This is a genomic window from Lentisphaera araneosa HTCC2155, assembly GCF_000170755.1.
GTDB lineage: Bacteria > Verrucomicrobiota > Lentisphaeria > Lentisphaerales > Lentisphaeraceae > Lentisphaera > Lentisphaera araneosa.
Genome location: NZ_ABCK01000017.1, coordinates 99432 through 124062, shown reverse-complemented (window position 1 = coordinate 124062; position 24631 = coordinate 99432). Strand labels below are relative to the sequence as shown.

At 39.9% G+C, this 24631-nt stretch carries 21 protein-coding genes; 14 read left to right on the top strand and 7 right to left on the bottom strand.

Going from position 1 to position 24631, the window contains the following annotated elements; translation table 11 throughout:
* The first annotated feature begins 231 nt into the window (after nt 1-231).
* The 9 genes from LNTAR_RS16600 (at nt 232) to LNTAR_RS16565 (ending at nt 10583) form a co-directional block, all read left to right on the top strand.
* The gene (locus LNTAR_RS16600; RefSeq protein WP_007279900.1) at nt 232-1275 is read left to right on the top strand and encodes a 6-bladed beta-propeller; all 1044 of its coding nucleotides are present in this window, start codon (nt 232-234) and stop codon (nt 1273-1275) included.
* A 180-nt stretch (nt 1276-1455) separates the two neighbouring features.
* Nucleotides 1456-3396 carry a serine/threonine protein kinase gene (locus LNTAR_RS16595; protein WP_007279899.1) on the top strand — a complete coding sequence of 647 codons (1941 nt, stop codon included), beginning with the start codon at nt 1456-1458 and terminating at the stop codon, nt 3394-3396.
* Between the two features lie 298 nt (nt 3397-3694).
* Nucleotides 3695-4747 carry a LacI family DNA-binding transcriptional regulator gene (locus tag LNTAR_RS16590; protein ID WP_007279898.1) on the top strand — a complete coding sequence of 351 codons (1053 nt, stop codon included), beginning with the start codon at nt 3695-3697 and terminating at the stop codon, nt 4745-4747.
* Between the two features lie 158 nt (nt 4748-4905).
* Nucleotides 4906-6687, top strand: a complete 1782-nt coding sequence (locus LNTAR_RS16585) for a sodium:solute symporter family transporter (RefSeq protein WP_007279897.1) — start codon at nt 4906-4908, stop codon at nt 6685-6687.
* A 4-nt stretch (nt 6688-6691) separates the two neighbouring features.
* On the top strand, nt 6692-7720 hold the full coding sequence (locus LNTAR_RS16580; protein WP_007279896.1) for a hydroxyacid dehydrogenase: 1029 nt from the start codon (nt 6692-6694) through the stop codon (nt 7718-7720).
* Nucleotides 7720-7896, top strand: a complete 177-nt coding sequence (locus LNTAR_RS27270; protein ID WP_007279895.1) for a hypothetical protein — start codon at nt 7720-7722, stop codon at nt 7894-7896. Before LNTAR_RS16580 ends, LNTAR_RS27270 begins: the two co-directional genes overlap by 1 nt.
* Before the next feature lie 29 nt (nt 7897-7925).
* The gene (locus tag LNTAR_RS16575) at nt 7926-8564 is read left to right on the top strand and encodes a sugar phosphate isomerase/epimerase family protein (protein WP_007279894.1); all 639 of its coding nucleotides are present in this window, start codon (nt 7926-7928) and stop codon (nt 8562-8564) included.
* 129 nt (nt 8565-8693) lie between these two features.
* Entirely contained in the window at nt 8694-9080 is a 387-nt protein-coding gene (locus LNTAR_RS28365; RefSeq protein ID WP_007279893.1) for a type II secretion system protein, read from the top strand.
* 210 nt (nt 9081-9290) lie between these two features.
* The gene (locus LNTAR_RS16565) at nt 9291-10583 is read left to right on the top strand and encodes a Gfo/Idh/MocA family protein (RefSeq protein ID WP_007279892.1); all 1293 of its coding nucleotides are present in this window, start codon (nt 9291-9293) and stop codon (nt 10581-10583) included.
* Here LNTAR_RS16565 and LNTAR_RS27265 read toward each other — a convergent pair whose 3' ends face one another.
* From LNTAR_RS27265 to LNTAR_RS16540, 6 genes are all read right to left on the bottom strand, one after another.
* The gene (locus LNTAR_RS27265; RefSeq protein WP_007279891.1) at nt 10584-10754 is read right to left on the bottom strand and encodes a hypothetical protein; all 171 of its coding nucleotides are present in this window, start codon (nt 10752-10754) and stop codon (nt 10584-10586) included.
* Nucleotides 10755-10913: 159 nt separating this feature from the next.
* Nucleotides 10914-13238, bottom strand: coding sequence for a discoidin domain-containing protein (locus tag LNTAR_RS16560; protein WP_007279890.1), 2325 nt, complete (start codon nt 13236-13238; stop codon nt 10914-10916).
* Between the two features lie 55 nt (nt 13239-13293).
* Nucleotides 13294-13836, bottom strand: a complete 543-nt coding sequence (locus LNTAR_RS16555) for a discoidin domain-containing protein (RefSeq protein ID WP_007279889.1) — start codon at nt 13834-13836, stop codon at nt 13294-13296.
* A gap of 48 nt (nt 13837-13884) precedes the next feature.
* A complete protein-coding gene (locus tag LNTAR_RS25965; protein WP_083800069.1) occupies nt 13885-14583 on the bottom strand; it encodes a type II secretion system protein in 699 nt (232 codons plus the stop codon).
* Nucleotides 14584-14621: 38 nt separating this feature from the next.
* Nucleotides 14622-16901 carry an FAD-dependent oxidoreductase gene (locus LNTAR_RS16545; protein ID WP_007279887.1) on the bottom strand — a complete coding sequence of 760 codons (2280 nt, stop codon included), beginning with the start codon at nt 16899-16901 and terminating at the stop codon, nt 14622-14624.
* Nucleotides 16902-16905: 4 nt separating this feature from the next.
* A complete protein-coding gene (locus LNTAR_RS16540; protein ID WP_007279886.1) occupies nt 16906-18627 on the bottom strand; it encodes a sodium:solute symporter family protein in 1722 nt (573 codons plus the stop codon).
* Between the two features lie 119 nt (nt 18628-18746).
* Here LNTAR_RS16540 and LNTAR_RS16535 point away from each other — a divergent pair, with 119 nt between their 5' ends.
* Entirely contained in the window at nt 18747-19631 is an 885-nt protein-coding gene (locus LNTAR_RS16535) for a helix-turn-helix domain-containing protein (RefSeq protein WP_007279885.1), read from the top strand.
* Nucleotides 19632-20389: 758 nt separating this feature from the next.
* Here LNTAR_RS16535 and LNTAR_RS16530 read toward each other — a convergent pair.
* The gene (locus LNTAR_RS16530) at nt 20390-21199 is read right to left on the bottom strand and encodes a transposase (protein WP_007279884.1); all 810 of its coding nucleotides are present in this window, start codon (nt 21197-21199) and stop codon (nt 20390-20392) included.
* On the opposite strand from LNTAR_RS16530, the gene LNTAR_RS16525 reads away from it, so the two are divergent.
* The 4 genes from LNTAR_RS16525 (at nt 21098) to LNTAR_RS25960 (ending at nt 24607) form a co-directional block, all read left to right on the top strand.
* Nucleotides 21098-21712 (top strand): NAD(P)-dependent oxidoreductase, encoded by a 615-nt coding sequence (locus tag LNTAR_RS16525; protein ID WP_083800068.1) that lies wholly within the window; start codon nt 21098-21100, stop codon nt 21710-21712. The two genes, LNTAR_RS16530 and LNTAR_RS16525, sit on opposite strands and share 102 nt — an antisense overlap.
* Entirely contained in the window at nt 21712-22557 is an 846-nt protein-coding gene (locus LNTAR_RS16520) for a sugar phosphate isomerase/epimerase family protein (protein WP_007279882.1), read from the top strand. The genes LNTAR_RS16525 and LNTAR_RS16520 overlap by 1 nt, the downstream gene beginning before the upstream one ends.
* Before the next feature lie 149 nt (nt 22558-22706).
* Nucleotides 22707-23507, top strand: a complete 801-nt coding sequence (locus LNTAR_RS26710; RefSeq protein WP_007279881.1) for a type II secretion system protein — start codon at nt 22707-22709, stop codon at nt 23505-23507.
* 62 nt (nt 23508-23569) lie between these two features.
* Nucleotides 23570-24607 carry an SGNH/GDSL hydrolase family protein gene (locus tag LNTAR_RS25960; RefSeq protein ID WP_007279880.1) on the top strand — a complete coding sequence of 346 codons (1038 nt, stop codon included), beginning with the start codon at nt 23570-23572 and terminating at the stop codon, nt 24605-24607.
* Nucleotides 24608-24631: the final 24 nt, after the last annotated feature.

Sequence of the window (24631 nt, the reverse complement as noted above, 5' to 3'; positions counted from 1 at the left end):
ATATCGTTGATGGAGGTATTCACATCAACGACCTCAATGCAACTATTCTCAATCAATTGGGCATCGACCACAACCGCTTCACTACAAGTTCCAAGGCTAGACTTCAAGCTCACCGGTGTTGAGGGTGCTCGCGTCGTCGACGAAATTTTAACCTAAAAATTCTCAAATCAACTTTTAAAACTATTTATAACTTATATAATTTCAATCATTGAAAATTAATTGGACATAGAAATGAAATACCTTTTAACTCTCGGCTTACTCGCCGCTTCATTCACCGGACTTTCTCATGAAGGCCACAGTCACAAAATCAATCCCGAAGCTTTACAGAAAGCACCCTTTGTCGATGCTGACTACCTAACTGGCCAGGGAAAATTCACCTATAAAGTTGATCTCAACTGGGGTGAAACCATCAAAGGCAAACCAACTTTAGGCTCAACACACGGTGGCGTTGCGATTGATAAAGAAGGCAACGTCTACGTCAGTACTAATGGCGCAGACGGCATTATAAAATTTTGCGGCGATGGTCACGCTCACAAAGCTTTTGGCAAAGAAACTGCAGGCAGTCATAACCTTGCCCTTAAAGTAGAAGATGGCAAAGAATTTATTTATGCGGCTTTTCCGGGTGGCAAAGGCAAAGTTTGTAAAATTGACCTCGATGGCAATATAATTTGGACCATCCATGGACACCCAGATCACGCTGCTTATAAAAAAGAGAAACCTCGTTACAAGCCTACCGCCATTGACATAGCTCCCGATGGACGCATCTATGTTGCCGATGGTTACTCAACAAGCTTAATTCATCTCTACTCTGCTGATCGCAAATACATCAAAAGCTTTGGTGGCGGTGGCAATGGCAATGGCAAATTCCGTACCAGCCACGGCCTCACCATTGATACGCGCGGTGAAAAACCACTTATTATTGTGGTTGATCGCGAAAACCGCAAACTCCAGCGCATGACGCTCGAAGGTGAATATGTCGATACTCCCACAACTGATCTCCGTCGCCCCTGTGCGATCTCTATTATGGGTGACTATATTGCCGTCGCTGAACTTTCTGGCCGTTGCGTCATCCTCGACAAAGATTTTAAAGTCATTTCTATCCTCGGTGATAACCCTGACAAAAAGCAACATCATAACTACGGTGTAAAAACAAAAGATTGGAAGCCTTCTGTTTTCACAGCTCCTCACGGTTGCGCTTTAGACAAAGACCTCAACCTCTACGTACAAGACTGGAACTCAACTGGTCGCTTGAGAAAATTCATTATCCAAAAATAATTTCCTCACAGAAAATTTTAAAAAGCCTCGCATCTGACGAGGCTTTTTTGTGCTTTGGTATATCAAGCAAACAAAACGAGCCATACACAAAAAACGCTCCAAAACTTGGTTAATTCGCAGTACAGATTAATATATACACACCTACGAATCATTTAGTCAACTCAATCATAGCCACGCATTATGTCGGATAAATTTCAAGTAAAACGCAACTTTGGTAAACTTTTTGACGATGCTGTTTGCGAGGATCAAGGTGCAGGTGAGCTGTACCAAAAACTAAAGAATTCCACCCAGCGTTATGCTCAAGAGGCCGAACTTGGCGAAGGAGGCATGAAAACTGTCGCTTTAGTCAAAGATGAACTCACCGGTCGAAAAGTGGCTATTGCCACCCTAAAAGGTGAAGCTAAACGTGATTCAAGCGAGCGCTTTTTGCGGGAAGCGCGAATTTGTGCCCGCCTAGAACACCCCAATATTGTCCCGCTCCACGACTTAGGTGTAGATGAGAATGGCAATGTCTATTTTACGATGAAACTCGTAGAAGGGATTAGCTTCCAAGAACTTATCGAAGAAATAAAGGCCAATAAATCCGAACTCAATTTAAGTGAACTGCTCGAGATTTTCGTTAAAATATGTGATGCTGTTTCCTATGCCCATTCACAAGAAATCATTCATTTGGATTTAAAACCAGAAAATATCCAAATCAGTCACTTTGGTGAAGTCATGGTCTGTGATTGGGGCTTAGCGAGAGACTTACGCCAAAAAGAAAGCTTTACCGAAGAACTCATCGTCAACGAAAGTTTTGTCACGCAAGATGGTCTAGTAAGGGGGACACCAGGATATATGTCTCCCGAGCAAGCTCGAGGGGCTATTTCCGAAAGCAGTTTCCAATCAGATATATATGCCCTAGGTTCAATTCTCTACACAATTTTAACTCTCAAGCGGCCTGGCTCTGGCTCAGTCAAAGAAGTTCTAGAACAAACTCAAGCTGGCGATTTTCCATCTCCTTCGACTCTCTGCCCGAAACGCAATATTCCTTCAGCCCTGGAGGCGATTTGTCTAAAAGCCATGAAACTCGACCCAAAGGAACGCTACAGCAATGCAGCTCAGCTTAAAAACGATATCCTTGCTTATTTACGAGGTTTTGCCACCAGCCTTGAAAACGCCAGTTTTTTCGTGCAAGTCAAGCTATTAATCAAGAGAAATAAATTACTCTCTACCGTTATTTCCATGAGTACTTTACTCCTAATCACTGCCACGAGCCTCTTCATGTTTTCGATTAAACAAAGTGAACTCGAAGCCAGAAATTCCGCACAACAAGCCAAACAAGCGGAAGAACTCGCAAAAAAGACTCTACTAAAATGGCAAAAAACCAATGAATTAAAGAAGCTCATTGCTACTGAATCACTTCCTCAAGTGGTTAATTTAGCTCGAGATGCAGTGGAAAATTACGAAGTATTAAAGGGAATTGATTTAGCTCAAGTTGCCGTGGAAATAGATAAAAACTTGCAAATATCTCACCGCGACCTGGGCTATTTACAAGCAAGCCTTTTTGAATTTGAAGCATCTATAAAATCCTATCAGCTCGGAGGTATGGCACCCAAAAACAATCATATTTTAGCGAGTCAGGACTGCCTCAATAAGTTCAAAGGACGCAAAGACCTCAGTTTTGAAGAGATCATGTGGATCGTCAGAACCTATTCAGACTATAAATTGTACAATATGATTAACGAATTTACCTTTAGCCCCAAACTACATTTTTTTACTCTTGAACAAAGGCGCCAGTATGCCGCCGAAGTCCTCACACTTCAAAATTCACAAGTGAAGGAAGTGAAGTTTGAAGGAGACAAAGTGATATTTGACGCCAGCAAGGCCAATGATATCAATGCACTCTATCGAACTGAAATTACTGAACTTGATTTGCGTAACGCCAAGTTGCGTAGAAGAATCGTGGCAATTCGCGGACTCCCTTTAAAGAAAATCATCATGCCAAGGCATGATCCTAACAAGCACATCCCTCACCTGGCGACCTGTAAAACTTTAAAAGAAGTTCATCTACCTGAAAAAACGACTGATAAAAACTTATTAAAGGATTTACCTAAGTCAATTAAAATCATCTTTTACTAAGAAGTTACGCCATGAAGAAGTTCTTCTTTATAGAATAAGAACTATTTCAAAAAATAGCCTTCAGAAAAATTAATTTTTATTTTTTCATCATTTAGTGTAAGAATGGAACTAGCCCCGTAGGTGCTAATGAAGCAGTATTATGACGCATATGAGGCCGTAATACTGAAGCGAGGAATGTAAGTCTATATGTACGATTATCCAGAGTCAAAGCTCAGTTTTGAATGACTTAGGGCTTGTTAAAAAATAGATCTTCTTTTATAATATGTCTTGACTCTTAGCTATGTGAAGATGGTATACAATGGATAAAGAAGAAAATAAGAAGAAAGCCCATACAGTAAGATTAAAAGATGTTGCTTTGCTTGCTGGGGTATCTCAGCCAACTGTTTCAAGAGTTATTAATAATAATAGTAGCGTAAAACCCCTGACGGTAAAAAAGGTTAAAGATGCCATAGAAAAATTGGCTTATGAAATACAACCTGTTCATAAAAGAAAGGGACATAGAGCACCAAGACGAAGGCCTAAGCGTTACCTACAAAAACAAATAGCGGTTCTTACTCAGGTGGAACCCTACTTATTACAGGCACCAGTCTACCACAGACTCTTGCAAAGGATCGAACAGGCTTTAAACCAAGAAGACTTTAATCTGATCATAAAAAACCTACCTAAAAACCTGCCCTGGGAGAGTCTCCCAAAAAAACTTGATGGCGCCATTTTATTTAATGTTGATCTCAGTGATTTGACGTTACTCCAAAAATTGAGGTCACTCCCCTGCGTTAGAGTGATGGGGTCCACGGAAAAATTTGATTACTTTGATCATGTGACTTATGAGAGTGTGATTGGAGATCTAGCGGCGAATTATTTTATTAAACACGGCCATAAAACGGTGGCATGTTTAGGTGAAGAAATTGGAGTGAGAAAACAGTCATTCTTGAAGCGATGTAAATCCGCAGGCTTAGTGACTTACACGGATAGTGGATTTTCTGTGGAAGACGAATCACCAAGGGGGCATAAGCCAAATTTCATCGAGATCTACAATGCTGTTGAAAATTTAAGTAAGCAAGAAGTTTTACCTACGGCCATATTCACAACTTCAGACACTGTAGCAATCGGCTTGCACCAGATTTTGTTAGCTCATCAAATAATGGATATCAAAAAAATATGCATTATTGGAGTGAATAATGATTATGTATTAGATAATTTATACCCCAGGCCCTTGTCTGTCGATATCCAAGTTGAATCGATTGCTGACCAAGCCATTGAAAGACTCTTTCTCCGTATGAAAAACCCGCAAGAACCTATTAGGCAATTACACTTGACTCCTATTATTTCAGACGGGAACAACTTTCTATAAGGCTAGTTTACACTTATAATTTTTTCATTTATATTATCATAAACATATTAATATTATATATTTACATATAAGTATTCATATTGTTATAAATCTGTTTGTTGATCTAATCGTGATGATTATTATACTCTTTATAAGAAATATTAATATACTGGAGAATTATGATAGAATTCACATTGGTCGGCTGGGATTGGATAGTGATTGCTTTATACCTTGTTTTTATAATGGGTATAGGTCAAGTTTTTAAAAACGTCAATAGTGATGCTAGCGATTTCTTTCGAGGCGGGGGCAATATGTTATGGTGGATAGCTGGTATGTCTGCTATTGTGGCAAGTATAAGTGCATGGAGCTTTACTGCGGCTGCCGCCAAAGTTTACCAGACGGGATTCTTGCTCCCAGGTATTTGGTGGATTGCAGGTGGCATAGCCGTTCCCGTGCTTTGGTTCATAGCACCTCGCTTTCGCCAAATGCGGGTTATTACATCTCTTGAAGCGGTATATAAAAGATTTGGTTTAGCCTCTGAACAAATGTATGTCTACCTCGTTATGCCCATGTCTTTGTTTTGGGGGGGAGTCGGTCTAAATGCAGTGGCGGTATTTTTTGCCAGTGCCTTATCTATTGATACAAATACGACTATTATTGGGATGACCACTATTGTCACTGTAATGTCTTTGTTTGGGGGCCAGTGGGCCGTGGCTGCAAGTGATTTTGTGCAAGGCTTGCTGATGTTTTTAACGGTCTTAGTTGTTGTGTACTTTAGTGTGAACCTACCTGAAATAGGTGGTGTCTCAAACTTACATAATGTTTTACCTGATCGACATTTTGACTTCACAGAAAATGCTCGTCCAGTGGTATTACTACTCTGGGTGGCGGTGACACTTCTAACCTTAACCTTAATATCAATTGACCTCAATGGTGAAGGCTTTAAGTACCTAGTGGCCAAGGATGGTAAGCAAGTGCGTAAAATGGTTATCATGATGGCGGTGATCATTGTTATCATTCCGCTTAAGTCAATTATGCAGTTACCTGCAATATGTGCCGCCGTAGTCTACCCAGATATGACTGCAGTTTTTCCGGATATGAAAGTGCCTGCTGAAGGGGCTTTTTTAGCCATGGCGTTTAAAACACTTCCGCAAGGCATGATGGGCTTATTGATTTGCGGCATCTTTGCCGCCGCCATGTCATCGATGGATACCGCCGTTAATAGAAATGCTGGGTACTTCGTAAGGAATGTCTATCTAAAATATGTTAATAAAGATTCTTCCGGCGAGCAACAACTATTAGTTGGTCGGATATTTACCGTCGTTTTTGGTTTGATTATTATCCTTATTGCCATCGCATTTAATAAACTTCGCGAAATGAATTTATTTGATATTTTTCAAGTCTTGAATGGCATGATCCTAATGCCACTTATGATACCTGTTGTCCTAGGCATTTTGTACAAAAAGACCCCATCATGGTCAGCGTGGAGTACTGTTTTAGTTGGTCTTATATCGGGAGCCTTCGCTAAAATGCTTTATTCTGATGAGCTCGCCTTAAAAATACTTTCAGAAACGGCGCCACTAAATGCTGCCGAACAAGCCGATATTCAATATATTTTCATCACCATAATAGTTTTTGTCGTGAGTGTGAGTTGGTTTTTTATGACCTCAATATTTTACAAGAAATCAAGCCCTGAATTTATTCAACAAGTCGATGTCTTTTTTGAAGATATGGCGCGCCCGATTGACCATGATTTAGAAGATATCAAACACCAAGATGGCATGCAATATAAAATGCTTGGTTTCATGTGCTTGGTCTTTGGTGGTTTTATTTTATTAGGCATGTTGATCCCCAATGAATTGAGTGGTCGCTTATGCTTCTTATTTGTGGGTGGAGTCATTTTTTCAATTGGGCTTATGCTCTATAGAAAATATTTAAAATCAACAAAAGATGAGGTCTAATAGCATGATGGCTTTAAGAAAAGCTGTCATCATGGCAGATAATGTGGATTTTTATGATTCAAGCATCCTTGATTATGTTTATGGTGAAGAGAGGCTAGCCCACTTAAAAACCATAACAGATATGTATCCCATTAGAATTAACTCAGCAAATCTAGCTGAGGAATTGCAGAATTTATCTGAAATCGAAGTTATCTTCACGACTTGGGGTATGCTTAACCTTACGAGCCAACAAATTGAGCAGATGCCCAAACTCAAAGCTGTGTTCTGTGCGTCAGGCTCGGTTAATTACTTTGCCAAAGAATTCTTTAAGAGAGGCATTTTAATAATCAATGCTGTAGAGGCCAATGCCATTCCTGTAGCTGAGTTTTGCTTGGCTCAAATTTTATTATCATGCAAAAATTTCTACCAAAATAGTCGTCAGTGCGAAAAAGGTCCGTGGCAACAAAGTCAAATGACCGTAGGGAATGGTGTTTATGGAGAAACCATTGCCCTTATAGGGCTTGGTGCTGTAAGTAAACATTTGATTAAATTATTGAAGCCTTTTAACCTCAAGATTATCGCTTGTTGTGACTATCACGATAATAGTACTGAAGAGGCCAAGAAAATTGGTATCGATGAGTTCGTGACTTTAGAGCAAGCATTTAGCAGGGCTTATGTCGTTAGCAATCACTTAGCTGATAAAGAAAATAATAAAAAAATTATAAGTAAATTTCTTTTTAATTCCATGCGTCAAGGAGCAACTTTTATCAATACAGGTAGAGGTGCTCAAGTAAATGAAGAAGATATGATAGACGTTTTTGAAACAAGAAAAGATTTAACCGCATTACTCGATGTCCAATATCCCGAACCGCCCGCTCTTGGCAACCCTCTCTATACCTTAGAAAATATATACATGACGAGTCATATAGCAGGCAGTGCTAATGATGAAGTTAGACGTTTGGCCGATTTTGTTATAGCCGATTTTCAGCGCTGGTCACGTGAAGAAGCCCTACTTTACTCAGTTGAGCCAGCTTCTTTAGCCTGGAGAGCCTAATGATTAAGATAGGCTTATGTTCCATTACGCTCGCAAAACATAGTGTAGAGGAAGTTGTCTCTTTAGCTAAAAGAACAGAGCTAGCCTGTGTCGAGTGGAATGCTAAATGCCACGTCAAACCCGGTGATTATGAACAAGCTCTGTACGTAAAAAGCTTAGTAAGGAAGCTGGTTTAGAGATCGTTTCTTATGGAAGCTATTACAGAGTGGGTTCTACAGATGTTAATCAAACAAGTTTTTCAAAAGTACTCTTGACTGCGGAAGTTTTAGAAACTAGAAGCATACGAGTTTGGGCAGGCACAAAAAACTATGAAGATTCTTCACAAGAGGAGATAGCATCTATAGTTGAAGACACACTCAAAATTGCTGAAATGGCTGCCGAAAAAAACATCGCAATTTGCTTCGAATTCCATGATGGGACTCTGACAAATAATAATTATTCGGCACTCAAATTCTCCAACTTAGTAGTCCACCCCAATGTCTTTTTCTCGTGGCAACCACCTCATGGCTACAAAACTTCATATGCCCTGCAGGGTTTAAAAGAATTACTCCCACGTTTATACACAGTCCATATCTACCACTGGACAGTCGGCTCAAAAGATAAAAATAAGGTCAATGGAACTGTGAGAGAATTAATTTACCCAGATGATTATCATCGTCATCCCTTATCGCAAGGAGTGTCCGATCTAGATTTATATTTAAAATGCTTATTAAATGAAGGAAAAGAAATCCCCATCTTGATAGAGTTTGTTAAGGGTGATTGCCCTGAGCAGTTTATCGAAGATGCTTTATTTCTAAGTCATCTCGTTAAAAACATAAGTATAGACCTATCCCACATTCGATAATTTCCAATAAATACAAAAATCGTAAATACTTTATTTACATTACTTTATATTAATGTATTCATAGATGATAACAAAGCAATATTGTGAAATAATCAAGTGATAATATAATAAATAAGATCGTTAAAATAAATGAAAAAATTTACACTAATAGAATTGCTGGTAGCCATAGCTATAATTGGCATCTTGGCCAGTCTCCTGCTGCCGACCTTGAATAAGGTGCGGGGTACAGCCAAGCGGATCACATGTGCCAATCAGCTTAAACAATTCGGGATGGCATCCGTAATGTACGTGGGTGACAATGAGGGTTTTAACACCTGGAAAGTTGTCTGGAAACCGACGGAAAAAGGTTACGGAACTGTTGAAATATTTGTCGGCAACGAAAAAATTGCCGGACCGATCAATTGTGCTAAGTCCCGCAGTAAAATTCCGCACATTGCAATTGGTTCATTACTCCCTCACGGGAAAAAGCGCACAGGTAAAATAACAGTTAAGAATTTGTCGCTGAAAGCGACTTAAATAAGTACATTGATTTCACATGCATTACAGCCTTGCAAGTAATCACAGGGCTTATTTTTTTATTTTTTCACATTTATGTATAATATTAAATCAGATGAACATAAGAGGACATATGTTGAGTTTTGAGTGACCTGAGCCATTCGCTTTATCAAAAGATATAACTCTTGCTGAGAGTAAGTACTTAATTTATAAATATAAGGAATTAGAACGATGAAAAAACTTAAACTTGCTTGTATCGGTTGTGGCTCGAGAGGGCGCACTTATCTGGGGCTAGCTTCAAAAATGGCTCAATATTATGAGATCGTAGCAGCGGCAGAGCCATCAAAAGAGAGACTGGAACATGTAAAAAATCTCAGTCATAATCCAGACTTTCAAGGGTTTGAAAACGATGATGAGATCTTTGCACAGCCAAAGCTTGCCGATGTAATGATCATTGCGACTCAGGATTCGATGCATATTAAATCCTGTTTGACTGCTCTTGAAAAAGGTTACGACATTCTTGTTGAAAAACCTATTGGTACAAATTTGAAAGATATTATTAAGGTTGAAAAATGTGCAGAGAAACTTGGACGTAAAGTTCTTGTTTGCCATGTTCTTCGTTATACTCCTTTTTACCGCAAGGTAAAGGAACTTGTTGAGAGTGGTGTGCTGGGTGATATTGCGAGTGTGAATATGTCCGAGGGAGTTGGTGCTTTTCACCAATCTCACTCTTATGTGAGAGGTCATTGGGGTGTTAAGGAAAAATCATCACCAATGCTGATAGCAAAAAGTTGTCACGACTTGGATATCCTGTGCTGGTTGGTTGGACGCTCATGCAAAGAAGTTTCCAGCTTTGGCGATTTGATGCATTTCAATAAAAAGAATGCTCCTGAAGGCGCACCAGCCAGATATACTGATGGTTGTCCTGCAGGTATAGAGTGCCCTTATAATGCGACTAGATACGCATCGTCAGAGCGTAGCTGGTTACCACATGTTTGGCCTGTATATGATGAAAACAACCCGGCGCCAGATGAAGATGTCATTGAGTGGCTGAAGGAATCTCCTTGGGGAAGATGTGTTTATCACTGTGATAATAATGTTGTTGACCACCAGGTGGTTAATATGTTGTTTGAAGATAATCTCACCGCATCATTTACTATGACGGCATTTGACCATGGACGTAATATCGAGATTTTCGGAACGAAGGCATGTTTAAGAGGCGGAGAACTTATAAAACAGGCAACAGGATCGGATATCATTATAAAAAGTCAATTCGATAGTGAAGAGTCATCTTATGTAGTTGATCCAATGGTTGGAGGTTATGGCGGACATGGTGGCGGAGATCCTGGTTTAGTTAATGCTCTTTATGATGAGATGGGTAAAGATGATCCAAAGGATATGTATAGTTCCGTACATGTATCGGTTCAAAGTCACCTTATTGGATTCGCCGCTGAAGAATCTCGGGTCAGCGGGAACACTATTGATATTGAATCATTTTATCAGAGCAATTTGCCCAATGATTAATTAGTAGGGATGGATGTTAGGCTCTTCATACAAATGATTTGGCGCCTTGACTAATTTTTTTGATATAACGACACTCACTGCAATCATTATCGCAATATAAGCGGCAAACACTGTTAAAAATAAAGTAGGATTTAAGCTTGCCGATTGGCTCGCAGAAAAGAGTGCACTCATTATTTTTTAGTCCCTAAATTTCTTCTGATTAGCATCTATATGGTGTAGATATCATAGCCCCTGTACTCAGAAGTAGGAAATGTCTAAATGCGCATTTTAATTGCCATATACGCAAGTATATAAAAAATTTAGTTTTACGCTTTAGTCAAATATTTGCACTCATTTTATTTTTATACTTGCCGTAGTCTCCATGTAACCAAAACCATAATTTACTTTAAGTGTATCTCCAGGCTTCAAAGCTAAGTCACTAATTTTTAACTTAGCGATATAATAAGGTGATTCCGCCGACTTTTCTGTAAGCGTAACTACTTTTGAAGTCTTGCCATGAACCGTCAGAGTAATCGCTTCATTTTTTGTAATATCAAAATTCAGTGGTGCTCGTAAACTGATCGTAATCTCATTTGATTTCTGAGTGAGTTCGATTTTGGAATCAGCTTTCGCCATATAGGCCAAGCTGACATTAAAGGCTGTATTAAAATTGACCCAGCCTTCACTCCAGCCATAATTGCCTTTTTCGGGATGGTAGGGATAATGAACATGCTTGGGAGCGCCATCAAAAACGAATCTCGCATTTGCAAGCATGCCTATACCACCTTTATAATAAGAAAACCAGCCGTGTTCTACACCTTCAATTTCACGCGGTGCATCATACGAAAAATGGCGCCCTACAGGATTACGGCCAAAAGAATTATCCATATGGCTCCAAGCAAGTTCATGTAAGCGTTCTTTGCTAGCAGAATCTTCGATGAAGGGTTCCGCCGCTAAAACTGCTGCAGGAAAACCGACCACATTACCAACTTCGTTCCACATTGTGCGCTTTTCTCCATTCGGAGTCCAGATGCCATCGTCAGTCAATTTTCGAAAATCCCACATATTATTGGAACGTCTAATCATAATTTTGGCCCATTGCTGAATCTTGCTTTTAAGTCCTTTGGGAGATTTAGTCGGACAAAGCTGTAAAAATGCAGCTAAACTCGTCATGGTTAAATGCTCACTTAAGCGTTGGCCCTTAGTGTTTACAGGGTTTTCCCAATCGAGATTTTTCACTATCCAGTCCACCTGCTGATAAGCCGCATCAAAGTAATGCTCTGCGTTCTTTAATTTATCGCGTTTTGCCACTTCATACATCAATAAATTAGGCATAATACTATGACCAGGTGGCAACTCACCTTTTGCACTACCAATCTTTATTTTGAGTTCAAATAAGTTATGATTCCCTGATTTATCATAGGGGTACTTACGATTGGCCACTTCTTTTGCCCATGTACTTTCAACAAAAGCTAGAACCGCATCGTAATTTTGCTGGGGAAGCCATTGTTTAAGCATTGGCCAAGCATAGAGAAAAAAAGCTAATTCACCTTTGAGAAACTCATGATCAGTTTTTTGTGTCACATTGACATCCGCACCCCAATGAATCAATTTTACGATATCTGGAGCATTATTTTTATATGGTTTTAAAGCACCCCAAAAATCAATTTCTGAACTCTCATACTTGATCTGCTTTGGCATGCGATCATATGCACTGGGATTCGACAAATACTGGGGAACTAAGGTACGTAGTGCCCAAGCGAAATGATGATCATCACGCCAACCGAAAGAACCTCGACAAGCTTTTTTATAATTGCCCACATAATGACGACTATCTACCATGAAATCAATTGAATTCTGATAGGTAATTCTTTCGAACTGCCAAAGACCGATAGTAAAAGGTACTGATGTGTGATCGCCAGCTTTAATAACATATTCATGATTATCATTGGGTTCAAAAGCTGAAAAATCCCCTATTTTTTTATTGATAAGCCCATTAAATAAAGCTGGTCCACCTTCGGCAGAATGAATACTAAAGACTGTATTGTCATTGAGCGTTGGAACCGTAAAGCGTTTAGGTTTAGTAGTATTAAAACCACTTTGATTGATATAAATTTTGGGTATAACTACTTTGCCATTAAGTTCTGAGGGCGGCGTAATTTTTTTCACTGGGGGCATAGGCTCATTTGAAGCAGGCCAAATAACTACTTCCTGAACACGTGCGATACGACCTTTTGTGTTGGTAATTATAATACGTAAAGCATTTGTTTTGACATCGATGGTCGTATCAAACGGAATGTCGAGAGCCGTACTAGTATTAGCTTCAATTCTAGCAGAAGGCACAGAAACCCATTCACCATTCTCTTGACGAAATTCAATAGTTAAACCTTTAACGGGATCTAAACCGGCATAAGCACTATAGAGATGAATGCCTTGGATTGACCTTATTATATCCCACTCTAACTGTAACCAAATATCACCTTCCTGTGTAGGGGCATTAAGCCAACGTGATTGATCCGTTATCTTATTGTCCACTGCATTTTTTGCTAAGTTTGTTTGGTATACAGAAGAGGCACTCACCTTGGTGACTTTGATAGGTCGCAGACTTGCCGCGCTTAAAGTACTGGTTAGATACAAAGCCATTAAGAGGTAGATCAGACTTGAATTGAAATTCATGGGTTTCCTATTGTATAAATAATTGATTAGCTTGAAATAAAAAGGGTCGCAGTTTTCAAATGTAAATATAATTGCCTTCTTTGACAGGCTCCGTCACTTTAACTTCGCTAGGTAAAATCACTACTTCTTTAATACGTGCAATACCACCCTCTGTCTTTGTAACTGTAATCCGTAAAGCATTTGTTTTAATCTCATTTTTTGAGTCAAAGTATATTTTGAGCGCTGCATTAGTATTTCCCTTCACCATGGCAGATGGAATTGATCGCCAAGTTCCATCAGGCTCGCGAAATTCAATACCTAAAGCACTGACTATACTCTCTTGCTCCTTTTGGAAACCACTGAAAACTTGCACACTATGCAGGGTGCGAACCTCGTCCCACTCCAATTGTAACCAAATAGCCCCTTCCTGTGTAGGGGAATTAAGCCATCGCGAGTCATCTGTAATTTTATTGTCGACAGCATTCTCAGCTCGATAATGTTTAAATACTGAAGAGGCACTTACTTTTGTTACTATAATGGAGTCAGTATTTTCAGCATGCAAAAGCGATGTGAAAAATAAACTCAGACAAAGATAGATGGTACTAAGAAATAAATTCATGTTCTTCCTATGTTTAGAATAGTTAATCAATATCAAATGAAGCGAGTACTAATCTACCGGTAAATAATATGTACTATTATAAGAATAGGTGGGTGTAGCTCTAAGTTTGCTCGACCACCTCGCATGGCCATCCATGTACACACCGTGCACGCCCTCTGCATAGCCATCGGCAAACATGGCGAGGGAAGGGTTGAATGAAAAGGGAGTCCATAAACGTCCGCCTAGTGAATGATTAGTACGCCAATCACTATTCCAGGTGTATGCGGAATCAGTCATTAATAGATCTCCTCCATCGTTTTCATTTAATTTTCTAGCAGTGTCCCCTACTTGTTGACTGCCCGGTAAATATAAATAATTAAAGCGCCATTCACTCGTGTTGGCGGGGTCGTTTATGGGCGTGCTAGTTGATACAGAGGGACACATCCACGTTTCAAAATTATCGTTCAAATATGATCCTAGTTGAGTGCGTAGGTCGTAGCCTGGATTAACGTGATTAAACCTATCCGGCGACGCAGAGCTCCAAGTTTTGGCTGCCGAATAATCATTATCCTCTGCATAGATATGAATAACTGTTGCACATTGTTTTAAATTATTAATACATAAAACACGTCGAGCTGTTTTTCTTGCCTTAGATAGTACGGGGAGCAGCATTGAAGCTAATATTCCAATTATTGCAATAGCTACTAATACTTCGATAAGGGTAAACGCTCCCCTAATTTTTTTTACTTTATTGCCATGCTTAGGCATTAAGGATTTTAATTTTTCCATGAGTTCTCTTTTCCTAATTAGCTATACACATTAATTGAATTGACTGCTACTGCAGCCCCGTGGCTCTCTAATAATTCTAAGATCAGACCATCTGTTTCAATACTTTTCTCCAAAGTAATAAGGATATGATCATGATGATTATTGGCATCTTCTTTTAAAATATTACCTGAGAAATCGAGCAAACGGTAGGACTTGATACAAAAAGGCATCGCTCGATCAAAGTGGCCAAACTGCACACTCTCCATAGCGTGATCAAAATCACTATCAAAACTCAAGGTGATTCGGCTAATAGATTGTTTTTTATTCCACTTTAAGATGAGCTTGGCTTCTGGGTCATTTTTGTCTGCGACCCAGGTATTTGATTCAATAAAGGGACGTCTATAAGGACTGATAAGTTGATCTTTAGAGTAGACCTGAAGAGGTGGATTAAAACTAACTGCTGGCAATTGCCCCCCAGGGCGACGCTCTGGAATCCAAAATTCAAAACTATCGAAACCGCTTTCTTCAGGTGCGTATTGCACTGCATTTTTTGCAACTTTTGGATCGGCAATATGGGAAACGGTCATCAGTCCACTAATTAATTCATCACTAAGAGCCAGTGAAACTCCTTCGCAGGGCATGACACAACAGAAAGCATATTGAGCCTGATCAAATTGATGATCAAATTGAACTGTAACTTGCTGATTTTGACCCGCTGTGATCAAAATACACTTACTTTTTAGTTTCGTGTCTGGAGTAAAATTGCCGAATACTTGCGATGTTCGCAATTGGAACTCAAGTTCACAATCATTATCCGCATTGACAACAAAACTCATTTCAGCTAATTCACCTTGTGGTGCGGGGAAGAGCAAGGCTCTCGCAGCATTCAAGTCAGCCTTTTTTGAGCCAGGAAGGAGAGTGTCTAATTCACGAGTACTCGATACTTGAAGCTCTGCTTTTAAAGCCAAGTTTTCACAATCGCTGATTTGATGGTGAGGAATAAAGTGCCCGGTACGTAAAAGACGAGTTTGCAGTGTGCTCATTTTATCTTCCAACAAAAGATCTCGAGGATTTAAATCCTGCTCGTGACAAATGGCCGCGGCCATACCCACTGCTTGAGCATTATGAGCTGTGGTCATCATCACGCGAGTTGAACCAAAGGCAATATGTGAAGCGGAAATCAAACGTCCCGCAATGAAAAGATTATTGATATTGCGACTATACATTGTACGATATGGAATCTGATAGACACCTTTTGAGTGATATTGAGTACATCCAGATTTTTCACTATAAACACCATCTGAAGGGTGTAAATCGACCGCCCAACCACCAAAAGAAACAGCATCCTCATGTCTTTTTTGTTCAATTACATCCGATTGACTAATCATGTAATCACCTTCAAAACGACGACTCTCGCGTTTGCCTGGGATATTGCCCATCCATTCCAGAGTATGATTCACCATTTCTGGGAACTTCCCAGAGTTCTTCAGATAATTCCATACACCGTAAGCCACTTTCCATAATTCCCATTTAATCGCTTCGGTATCGTCAATTGTATTAAGCCGTCCACCGTATTCCAACCACCAGAGTGAGCAACCGTGGGATTTGGAAGTGATTTGATCATAACGTGGAATTTGGGTGATATCTTTCAACGCAAATTCAGGCGCTACAAAGTCTACGGGCTTTCCCGTATCTTTCGAATAAAAATAAATTGTGTGACCCAAGAGTTCACCATAATCTTGGTCTGGTGCAAAAGGCTCCCCAAATTCTTCGGCACCTTCCGCACCCACACGAAAGGCCGCACCCGAAAGGTAGCCCAGAATGCCATCTCCAGAGGCATCACAAAAACGTGGTGCACTCACATCATAGAGAATAAAATCTTGTGTACTATAAGCACGTAGGCCTGCAATCGTGTTTTTATCCTTTTTGTTCATACTAATAACACTCGTATTCAGCAAAAGGGTGATATTTTCTTCGAGGCGTACTTTCTCTAAAAGTAAGGCATCAAAAAGCAGTGGATTACCTTCTTTATTTCGCCAAGTATTTTCTATCATAAGTTCATTAATGAAACCGCCTTCACGAGCCCAACGGTTATTATTACCTTGATGAGATGTCGCTCCTAAAGCCCATAAGCGGACTTCTGAAGAAGCGTTACCTCCAAGTACGGGACGATCTTGGACCAACACCACTTTTAACCCATGACGTGCAGCAGTTATCGCTGCACTTACTCCGGCCAGACCACCTCCGACCACAGCAAAATCTGTTTGTAGTGCAATTGTTTTTAAAAAACGTTCGTTTGTTGCATCAACTTTAATCATCGCCTTAAGCCTGCTTCTTTTTAAATTTCAAAAATGTAAATATACCGCCAGCGATCGTTAAGAGTATGATGCCAAATGCTGCTAGGAGTCCCCGGTCAGTCTTGTTATACATAACTAAGCCAAACATCATGATGCCTAAAATAGCTAGGCAAGCAGAGACTATTTTTGCGGGGAGATCACTTGCTTGAGTTACTTTGGATTCTTCTTGAGTTGTTTTATATAAGCTCTCAACTTTGTTCCATCCCTCGGCAGTCGATTTCTCCAGTTGATTCATAATGATGAGTACTATAATGGGGACAATAACGCCAATGATTAAGTCGACTGTTTTACCGTTATTATTTGCCCAATCCGCAATAGCTTGAGTCGACTCACTCACTAAAAATCCATCCCCAGCTAAACCTATTTTAAAAATCACGCCCAAGACAAAACTGATTCCCAAGGTTACCCAAACGGCTGTAATATTAATTTTTTTGGTAAACAGTCCCCAAATAGTCGGTGCCAGTAAAGGTCCCACCATCAAACTCGTAATTGAGACCACCACTTTTTCAGCTCCTCCAAGATAGGGAATCGCCAAAGAAACAGCCACAACTATTGCCCCTAGCGCGATCGTAAATATGCGACCAATTCGAACGAGTTGACTCTCCGATGCGTCAGGTTTAAATAAGCGCTGATAAAACTCTTCGGTCAACACTCCCGCAAATACATTGAGCTGAGAACTCACCATACTCGCAGTTGCCGAGAACATGGCAGCTACCATAAGACCGAGCATCCCGGCGGGAAGTACTGCTCGACAGGCTAGAATATAAGCTTCTTGAGGGTCCGCATTAGGATCGATGACGCGATATACCAAGGGGGGCAAGAGCCAGAAGAAGGGGCTAATTAGATAAAGCCATCCAAAAAGGTAGGTACTCTTTCGGGCATCTTTTTCGTTGGGTACGCAGATAAAACGTTGGACAAAAGCCCATTCGGCACCAATCATGAAAAAATGAATCAGAACCCAGCCTAGCATGAAAAACCAACCATACTTATCATTGGTCAAGGCAAAGAAACCATCTGGTGCACGTTCAATAAATGCACTGACCCCACCCGCTTTGTTAAATATAAGTGGGATTATAAAGAGTACGGCTAAATTCAGAACAATAAACTGTAGGACATCCGTCATTAATACCGCCCAAAGGCCACCCGCCATCGTGTAGATTACCACAATGCTACCAAAAATAATAATCGCCCAAGTCAGAGATAAATTTCCTGTAGCTGCATCACGTAAAAAATTGCCTTCTTCGAGGGGCATCATCGCTACTAGAACTACTGATAAGGCATAGAGTGAGACGGCTACGCCAACAATACGAAAAACCATCATTGCCCAAGTGTAAAATTGTACGGCAGCACTCCCAAAACGCAACTCAATAAACTGTGCCGGTGTATTCACTCCCAAAGCTTTCCATTTGCCCGCCACATAGTAGCCAACGGCCAAGGCCGCTATGCCATAACAAAAGTTGATGACAATGGCCACTACTCCGTATTTGTAGGCAATCCCACCCCAGACTACAAAGGTGCCCGCTGAGAACATCGTCATAAAAGAACTCAAGCCAGACGTCCACCAAGGCGACTCACCGCCGGCCGCAAACATATCTTCGGCACTATTGTTTTTACTCGAGAGAAAAAAACCTACGGCAAAAATACCCAACATGTATAAAGTAAGAATAATGTAATCAATAGGAGCCATGACTTGTCCGAATTATTTTGAATATGCAAGACTATATAATGAGCGTCATGCCCTTGCAAGATTCTATACTTACATTATTTATATATAAACTTATACAATATCATTAAGTCACTTATTTTATGAACCGCCCTACTGAAACTCGAACAACTTTATATGATGACTGGCTTAATCTTCGTCTTCACCTTTTCTGGTGCTACGAAAATAAAATTGGGCAAGATCAATTTCCTAGTAATAGCGTTCAAACTTTCAGTCAGTATGATAACAGTGGGGCATGGTTAATCCGTAAAGGTTGGGCTAAAGTTGAATACGATGGCCAGCAATTTATTGCTATGCCTGGACAGTGGATGATCTTAAAGCCCTGTAAACGAGTACAAAGTTTTGCCCCGGGAACTGAAGGCATTTCCATTTCTTATCAAGCTTGCTGGCCAGACGGATCTCATCTATTTGATAAGGGTTTATGCACAGTTATTGATGCCGATGATTTCCCTTCTCTTGAAAAAAAGGCACGCCCTATAGCAAAAGCTGTCAAAAAATTTGCCCCCAATAGTTGGGATGCTCGCACCCATGTCACGGATCTCAAGGGCTTTTTAAATATCCAAGCACTCTTGTCTAATTGGCTTATTGAACTAGAAAAATGCTTGAAAGACAAGGCTATTGAACATTCAGGTCAATTTGGTATTGATGAGAGAGTCATGAGCGCTGTACGAATTCTTAATACCCAGAAATTGAGCCAATCATTTAATATCAATGATTTAGCTGAAGCCGTTTTCTTGAGTCCAAACCACCTCATTCGATTATTTCATGAAAATCTTCAGAAAAGCCCCGCTCAATATTATGAAAAAATCCTAATTGAGGAAGCAAAAAACCGCCTTCAGGTCCCTGATTCTCGTATTAAGGAAATATCTATCGAGCTTGGTTTCCGCCATCTATCCCACTTCTCAAAATGGTTTAAAAAGCATACAGGTCAATCACCACGAGAATTCAAAAAGCCGTTAAGTCAGTAACTTTCGAATGATTTGATCTTTGTATTTGTCATCATTTCAATCAGAATTGAAATCTCCAATATAAGCTTTCAAACTCAAAGATTGAGTCTTCACAGTCAAAATATTATACACCTAGCTATAAAGTATCTATTTATTAAGTTCGGAGCGATTAACAATTGCGTCTTTTGCGTGATTAATATACTTATTGCGTGTTTTGAGCATTAGTTTTAATTGCTAAAGCGCACTAGGATTATAAGGGTACTGCTCAAGGCTAAGCACATTAACATATTCCGAATGAGATAATAATTTACACGATTAACCATCCATTTAGCCATATTTGTCAAGTAGACAATAATCTATTGTATCCGTTTTTTGTTATTTTTGCTTAAAACGAAGTTTTGTATAAGCTGTTTACCTTGTGCCTATCTTGATTTCAACTCTGCGGGTGTGGGTCTTCACAAAAGTGAAGCCCTCCAGCCATCCATATAAGGTCTACGGTTTTAAAGGAACCGTGTTGATCTGTCCAGCTTTTTCTTTTAGCTGCGCTCAACGCCTTAGAAACTCCTAACGGTCATATCCTTGCCGTCCCATTCATAGGATGTTAGGGCTCAGTTCTTATTTCTTGAACTGTCCAGGGTTTTACGGGCTCGGGAAGGAGTGGGTCATCATCAGTAAATTGCTTTGATTAAAGGTGTACACTCTCCCATGTCCTAATCATACTAACTGACTCGACGGTACAAGGGTAATCACTAGGTTCATGAGAGAGGTACGAAAGTTATTTAATGAACTTTTTGTGTGAGTCGTTCATATTTTTGTCTGCCGAAAAACTCGATGTGGTCAAAAGGTTGTTTTCGCAAAAGCATAAAGTAAATCGACCGGCAGATTTTATGAGTGAAGATGGATCTGCCTTTTCGTTTACCGTGACGTTGCTCAAGATCATCTGCAAAAAACTTCATTACTGGATCTGATTTAGATAATAGAGCAATTTCTCCAAAGGCCCATTTTAAGTTAGGGTTACCCATTTTTGTGCCACTGTAGCCATAATTTTTACCTGCACTTTCCTTTTTGCACTTAACAACACGACAATAACTTGCATAATCACCAGGGGTTTTAAACCGCGTAATATCATGAGTTTCATAAACTAAAGTCATCCCCAAAATATCACCGATGCCTTTCATTGATTTAACGATTTCAAACTCTTCTTTGAATTGAGAGTCAAGAGTGAATTTTACGAGATCTTTATCGATTTGTTTTAATTGGTCTGTAAATAATTTTAGTAAATCAGCGTTGAGTTGATAGTTTCGAGCCATGGCAGCATCTTCAGGAAGGAAGCTTTGTAAATCCATGAATTGTAGTGACGATTTGACATTTCTCCGTAAGTCTGCCGAACTATGTTTTAAGTTATTTTGGTCTTCGAAGAGATTAAGATAAATTGAAATACCAGAACGAATACTCACCAATTTGATACGTCGACGAAGTAAATCTCTATGTGCACGAAATTGACGTGGCAACAAAGTCAAATGACCGTAGGGAATGGTGTTTATGGAGAAACCATTGCCCTTATAGGGCTTGGTGCTGTAAGTAAACATTTGATTAAATTATTGAAGCCTTTTAACCTCAAGATTATTGCTTGTTGTAACTATCACGATAATAGTACTGAAGAGGCAAAAAAACTTGGTATAGATGAGTTCGTGACTTTAGAGCAAGCGTTTAGCAGGGCTTATGTCGTTAGCAATCACTTAGCTGATAAAGAAAATAATAAAAAAATTATAAGTAAATTTCTTTTTAATTCCATGCGTCAAGGAGCGACTTTTATCAATACAGGTAGAGGTGCTCAAGTAAATGAAGACGATATGGTAGACGTTTTTGAAACAAGAAAAGATTTAACCGCATTACTCGATGTACAATATCCCGAACCGCCCGCTCTTGGCAACCCTCTCTATACCTTAGAAAATATACACATGACGAGTCATATAGCAGGCAGTGCTAATGATGAAGTTAGACGTTTGGCCGATTTTGTTATAGCCGATTTTCAGCGCTGGTCACGTGAAGAAGCCCTACTTTACTCAGTTGAGCCAGCTTCTTTAGCCTGGAGAGCCTAATGATTAAGATAGGCTTATGTTCCATTACGCTCGCAAAACATAGTGTAGAGGAAGTTGTCTCTTTAGCTAAAAGAACAGAGCTAGCCTGTGTCGAGTGGAATGCTAAATGCCACGTCAAACCCGGTGATTATGAACAAGCTCTGTACGTAAAAAAGCTTAGTAAGGAAGCTGGTTTAGAGATCGTTTCTTATGGAAGCTATTACAGAGTGGGTTCTACAGATGTTAATCAAACAAGTTTTTCAAAAGTACTCTTGACTGCGGAAGTTTTAGAAACTAGAAGCATACGAGTTTGGGCAGGCACAAAAAACTATGAAGATTCTTCACAAGAGGAGATAGCATCTATAGTTGAAGACACACTCAAAATTGCTGAAATGGCTGCCGAAAAAAACATCGCAATTTGCTTCGAATTCCATGATGGGACTCTGACAAATAATAATTATTCGGCACTCAAATTCTCCAACTTAGTAGTCCACCCCAATGTCTTTTTCTCGTGGCAACCACCTCATGGCTACAAAACTTCATATGCCCTGCAGGGTTTAAAAGAATTACTCCCACGTTTATACACAGTCCATATCTACCACTGGACAGTCGGCTCAAAAGATAAAAATAAGGTCAATGGAACTGTGAGAGAATTAATTTACCCAGATGATTATCATCGTCATCCCTTATCGCAAGGAGTGTCCGATCTAGATTTATATTTAAAATGCTTATTAAATGAAGGAAAAGAAATCCCCATCTTGATAGAGTTTGTTAAGGGTGATTGCCCTGAGCAGTTTATCGAAGATGCTTTATTTCTAAGTCATCTCGTTAAAAACATAAGTATAGACCTATCCCACATTCGATAATTTCCAATAAATACAAAAATCGTAAATACTTTATTTACATTACTTTATATTAATGTATTCATAGATGATAACAAAGCAATATTGTGAAATAATCAAGTGATAATATAATAAATAAGATCGTTAAAATAAATACTTTGGAGATTGCTTAAGTGAAAAAATTTACACTAATAGAATTACTGGTAGTCATAGCTATTATTGGCATCTTGGCTAGCCTGCTGCTACCTGTGCTGAGCAAGGCAAGAAAAAGGTCAAAACAAGTCGTCTGTATAAACCAAGTCAAGCAAATTGGTTCAGCGACTTATATGTATACTTCCGATAACGATGGCTATTATCCGCTAAATCCTCCCCAGCATCGTTTAGCAACTTATTTGGGAGGGAACCCTACTGATGCGGACATGACCAAAATGCAACTTAGAAAGTCCGTTCCTTCCGAAGTGGCAAGTGCTAGCCGTTTGGCCGCCCAAGTATGGGAGTGCCCCACCGATATCTTCAACAACAATAATCGCAAGCAATTTGGCAACAGTTATTCTTTAAATGGATTTTATAACGCCAATGGCCCCGAAACCGGTGGTACCGATGACCAAACTATTATCTATGGCGGGTATAACTTACCTTGGTATACGCGCCAAGTTACTGATGTAGCCGGGCCCACTATCCTACTTGGCTGTAATATCTATTCAGGTCCTTCTCCTATGCGTTTCAATTCATATCCATCTTCAGCTTATATCGCTGTCCGACGCTGGAGAGTAGTCACTGGCTTACTAGGTGGAGCCCCTTGGGATGCAGTAAAAAGCTCTTGGTCCAAAAGTTATCATAATAAGAATAGCTTTAACGCAGTATTTACCGACGGCCATGCCGAAAATCTTACTGCGCCTAGTACCGTCAATGGCAACATCAACATTTGGGTACGTGGTGGTCGGCAATACTCGATGTGGGCCATTAATAAGTAAACCATCAAAAATTAAAAACTATAAATTACTGAGATAAGATATTGATTTATAAGGATATTGAATTGCATAATGCCCTTGAACTCCTACCGACAATTGGTGGTGGAGTTCATATGATCCGGATCCCGGAAGCCGTGCGTAGCACCTTGAGTCCTTTAGGTCGTATGGTGGCTCAAGAATCTGCTGGTTGCGAAATCCGCTTTGTAACGCAAGCTAAAAGCTTTCGGGTGGCATTATCGGTGCTGCCATCGACACTATTTCCCTATGAAATCCATAATTTAAACATACAGATTTTCAAAGGCGCTTTCTTTCACTCAACGGTACAGCTGGAAGCCGGTAAAATAAATCACATCAATATTACAGACATTATTGAAAGTACTCATAATAGTTTTCAGATGCTCAAACCCGAAGTACGTGATACGGATTATTTTGATCATACGGTATGGCGTATCATGCTTGGTCGTTACCCCACTGTGTTCCACGAAATCGATACTTATGGCTACCCAATAAGACCTCCAAAGCCGGAAGAGGTTCCGTCAAAAAAGATTTTGTTTTATGGTTCGTCAATCACTAATGGAGCCAGTCCGACTTCATACCATCTCTGCTATGTTCAGCAGGCGGCACGTTATTTAAAAGTTGACCCCCTCAATCAGGGACTTTCCGGTTCATGCCGCATGGAAAAAGAGATGGCTGACTACCTAGCTAATCGTGAAGACTGGGATGAGATATGCCTAGAACTTGGGGTGAATGTCAGACTCGATTACTCACCGGAAGAGTTTAAAAAGCGTAGCCGTTATCTGATTGAACAGCTTATAGCTAAGCACTCGGAAAAGCCCGTTTATTTAATTACTATTTATCCGAATGGACAGAGCCCAGCTAATGCACTGGAAGTGTGTGATATACAATGCAACCAGGAGGCATTTTCGCAGGTTCTTCGCAATCTACTTGCTGAATTACAGCATCCACATCTTCACTTGATTGAAGGTGCTGATATTTTAACAGACTACACAGGGATAACAACAGATCTTATTCATCCCGGAGACTACGGTCACTCAGAAATGGGGATGAACCTCGCACATATAATTAATACTATTAGAAAATAAATATATTTAAAGGACATGACATTA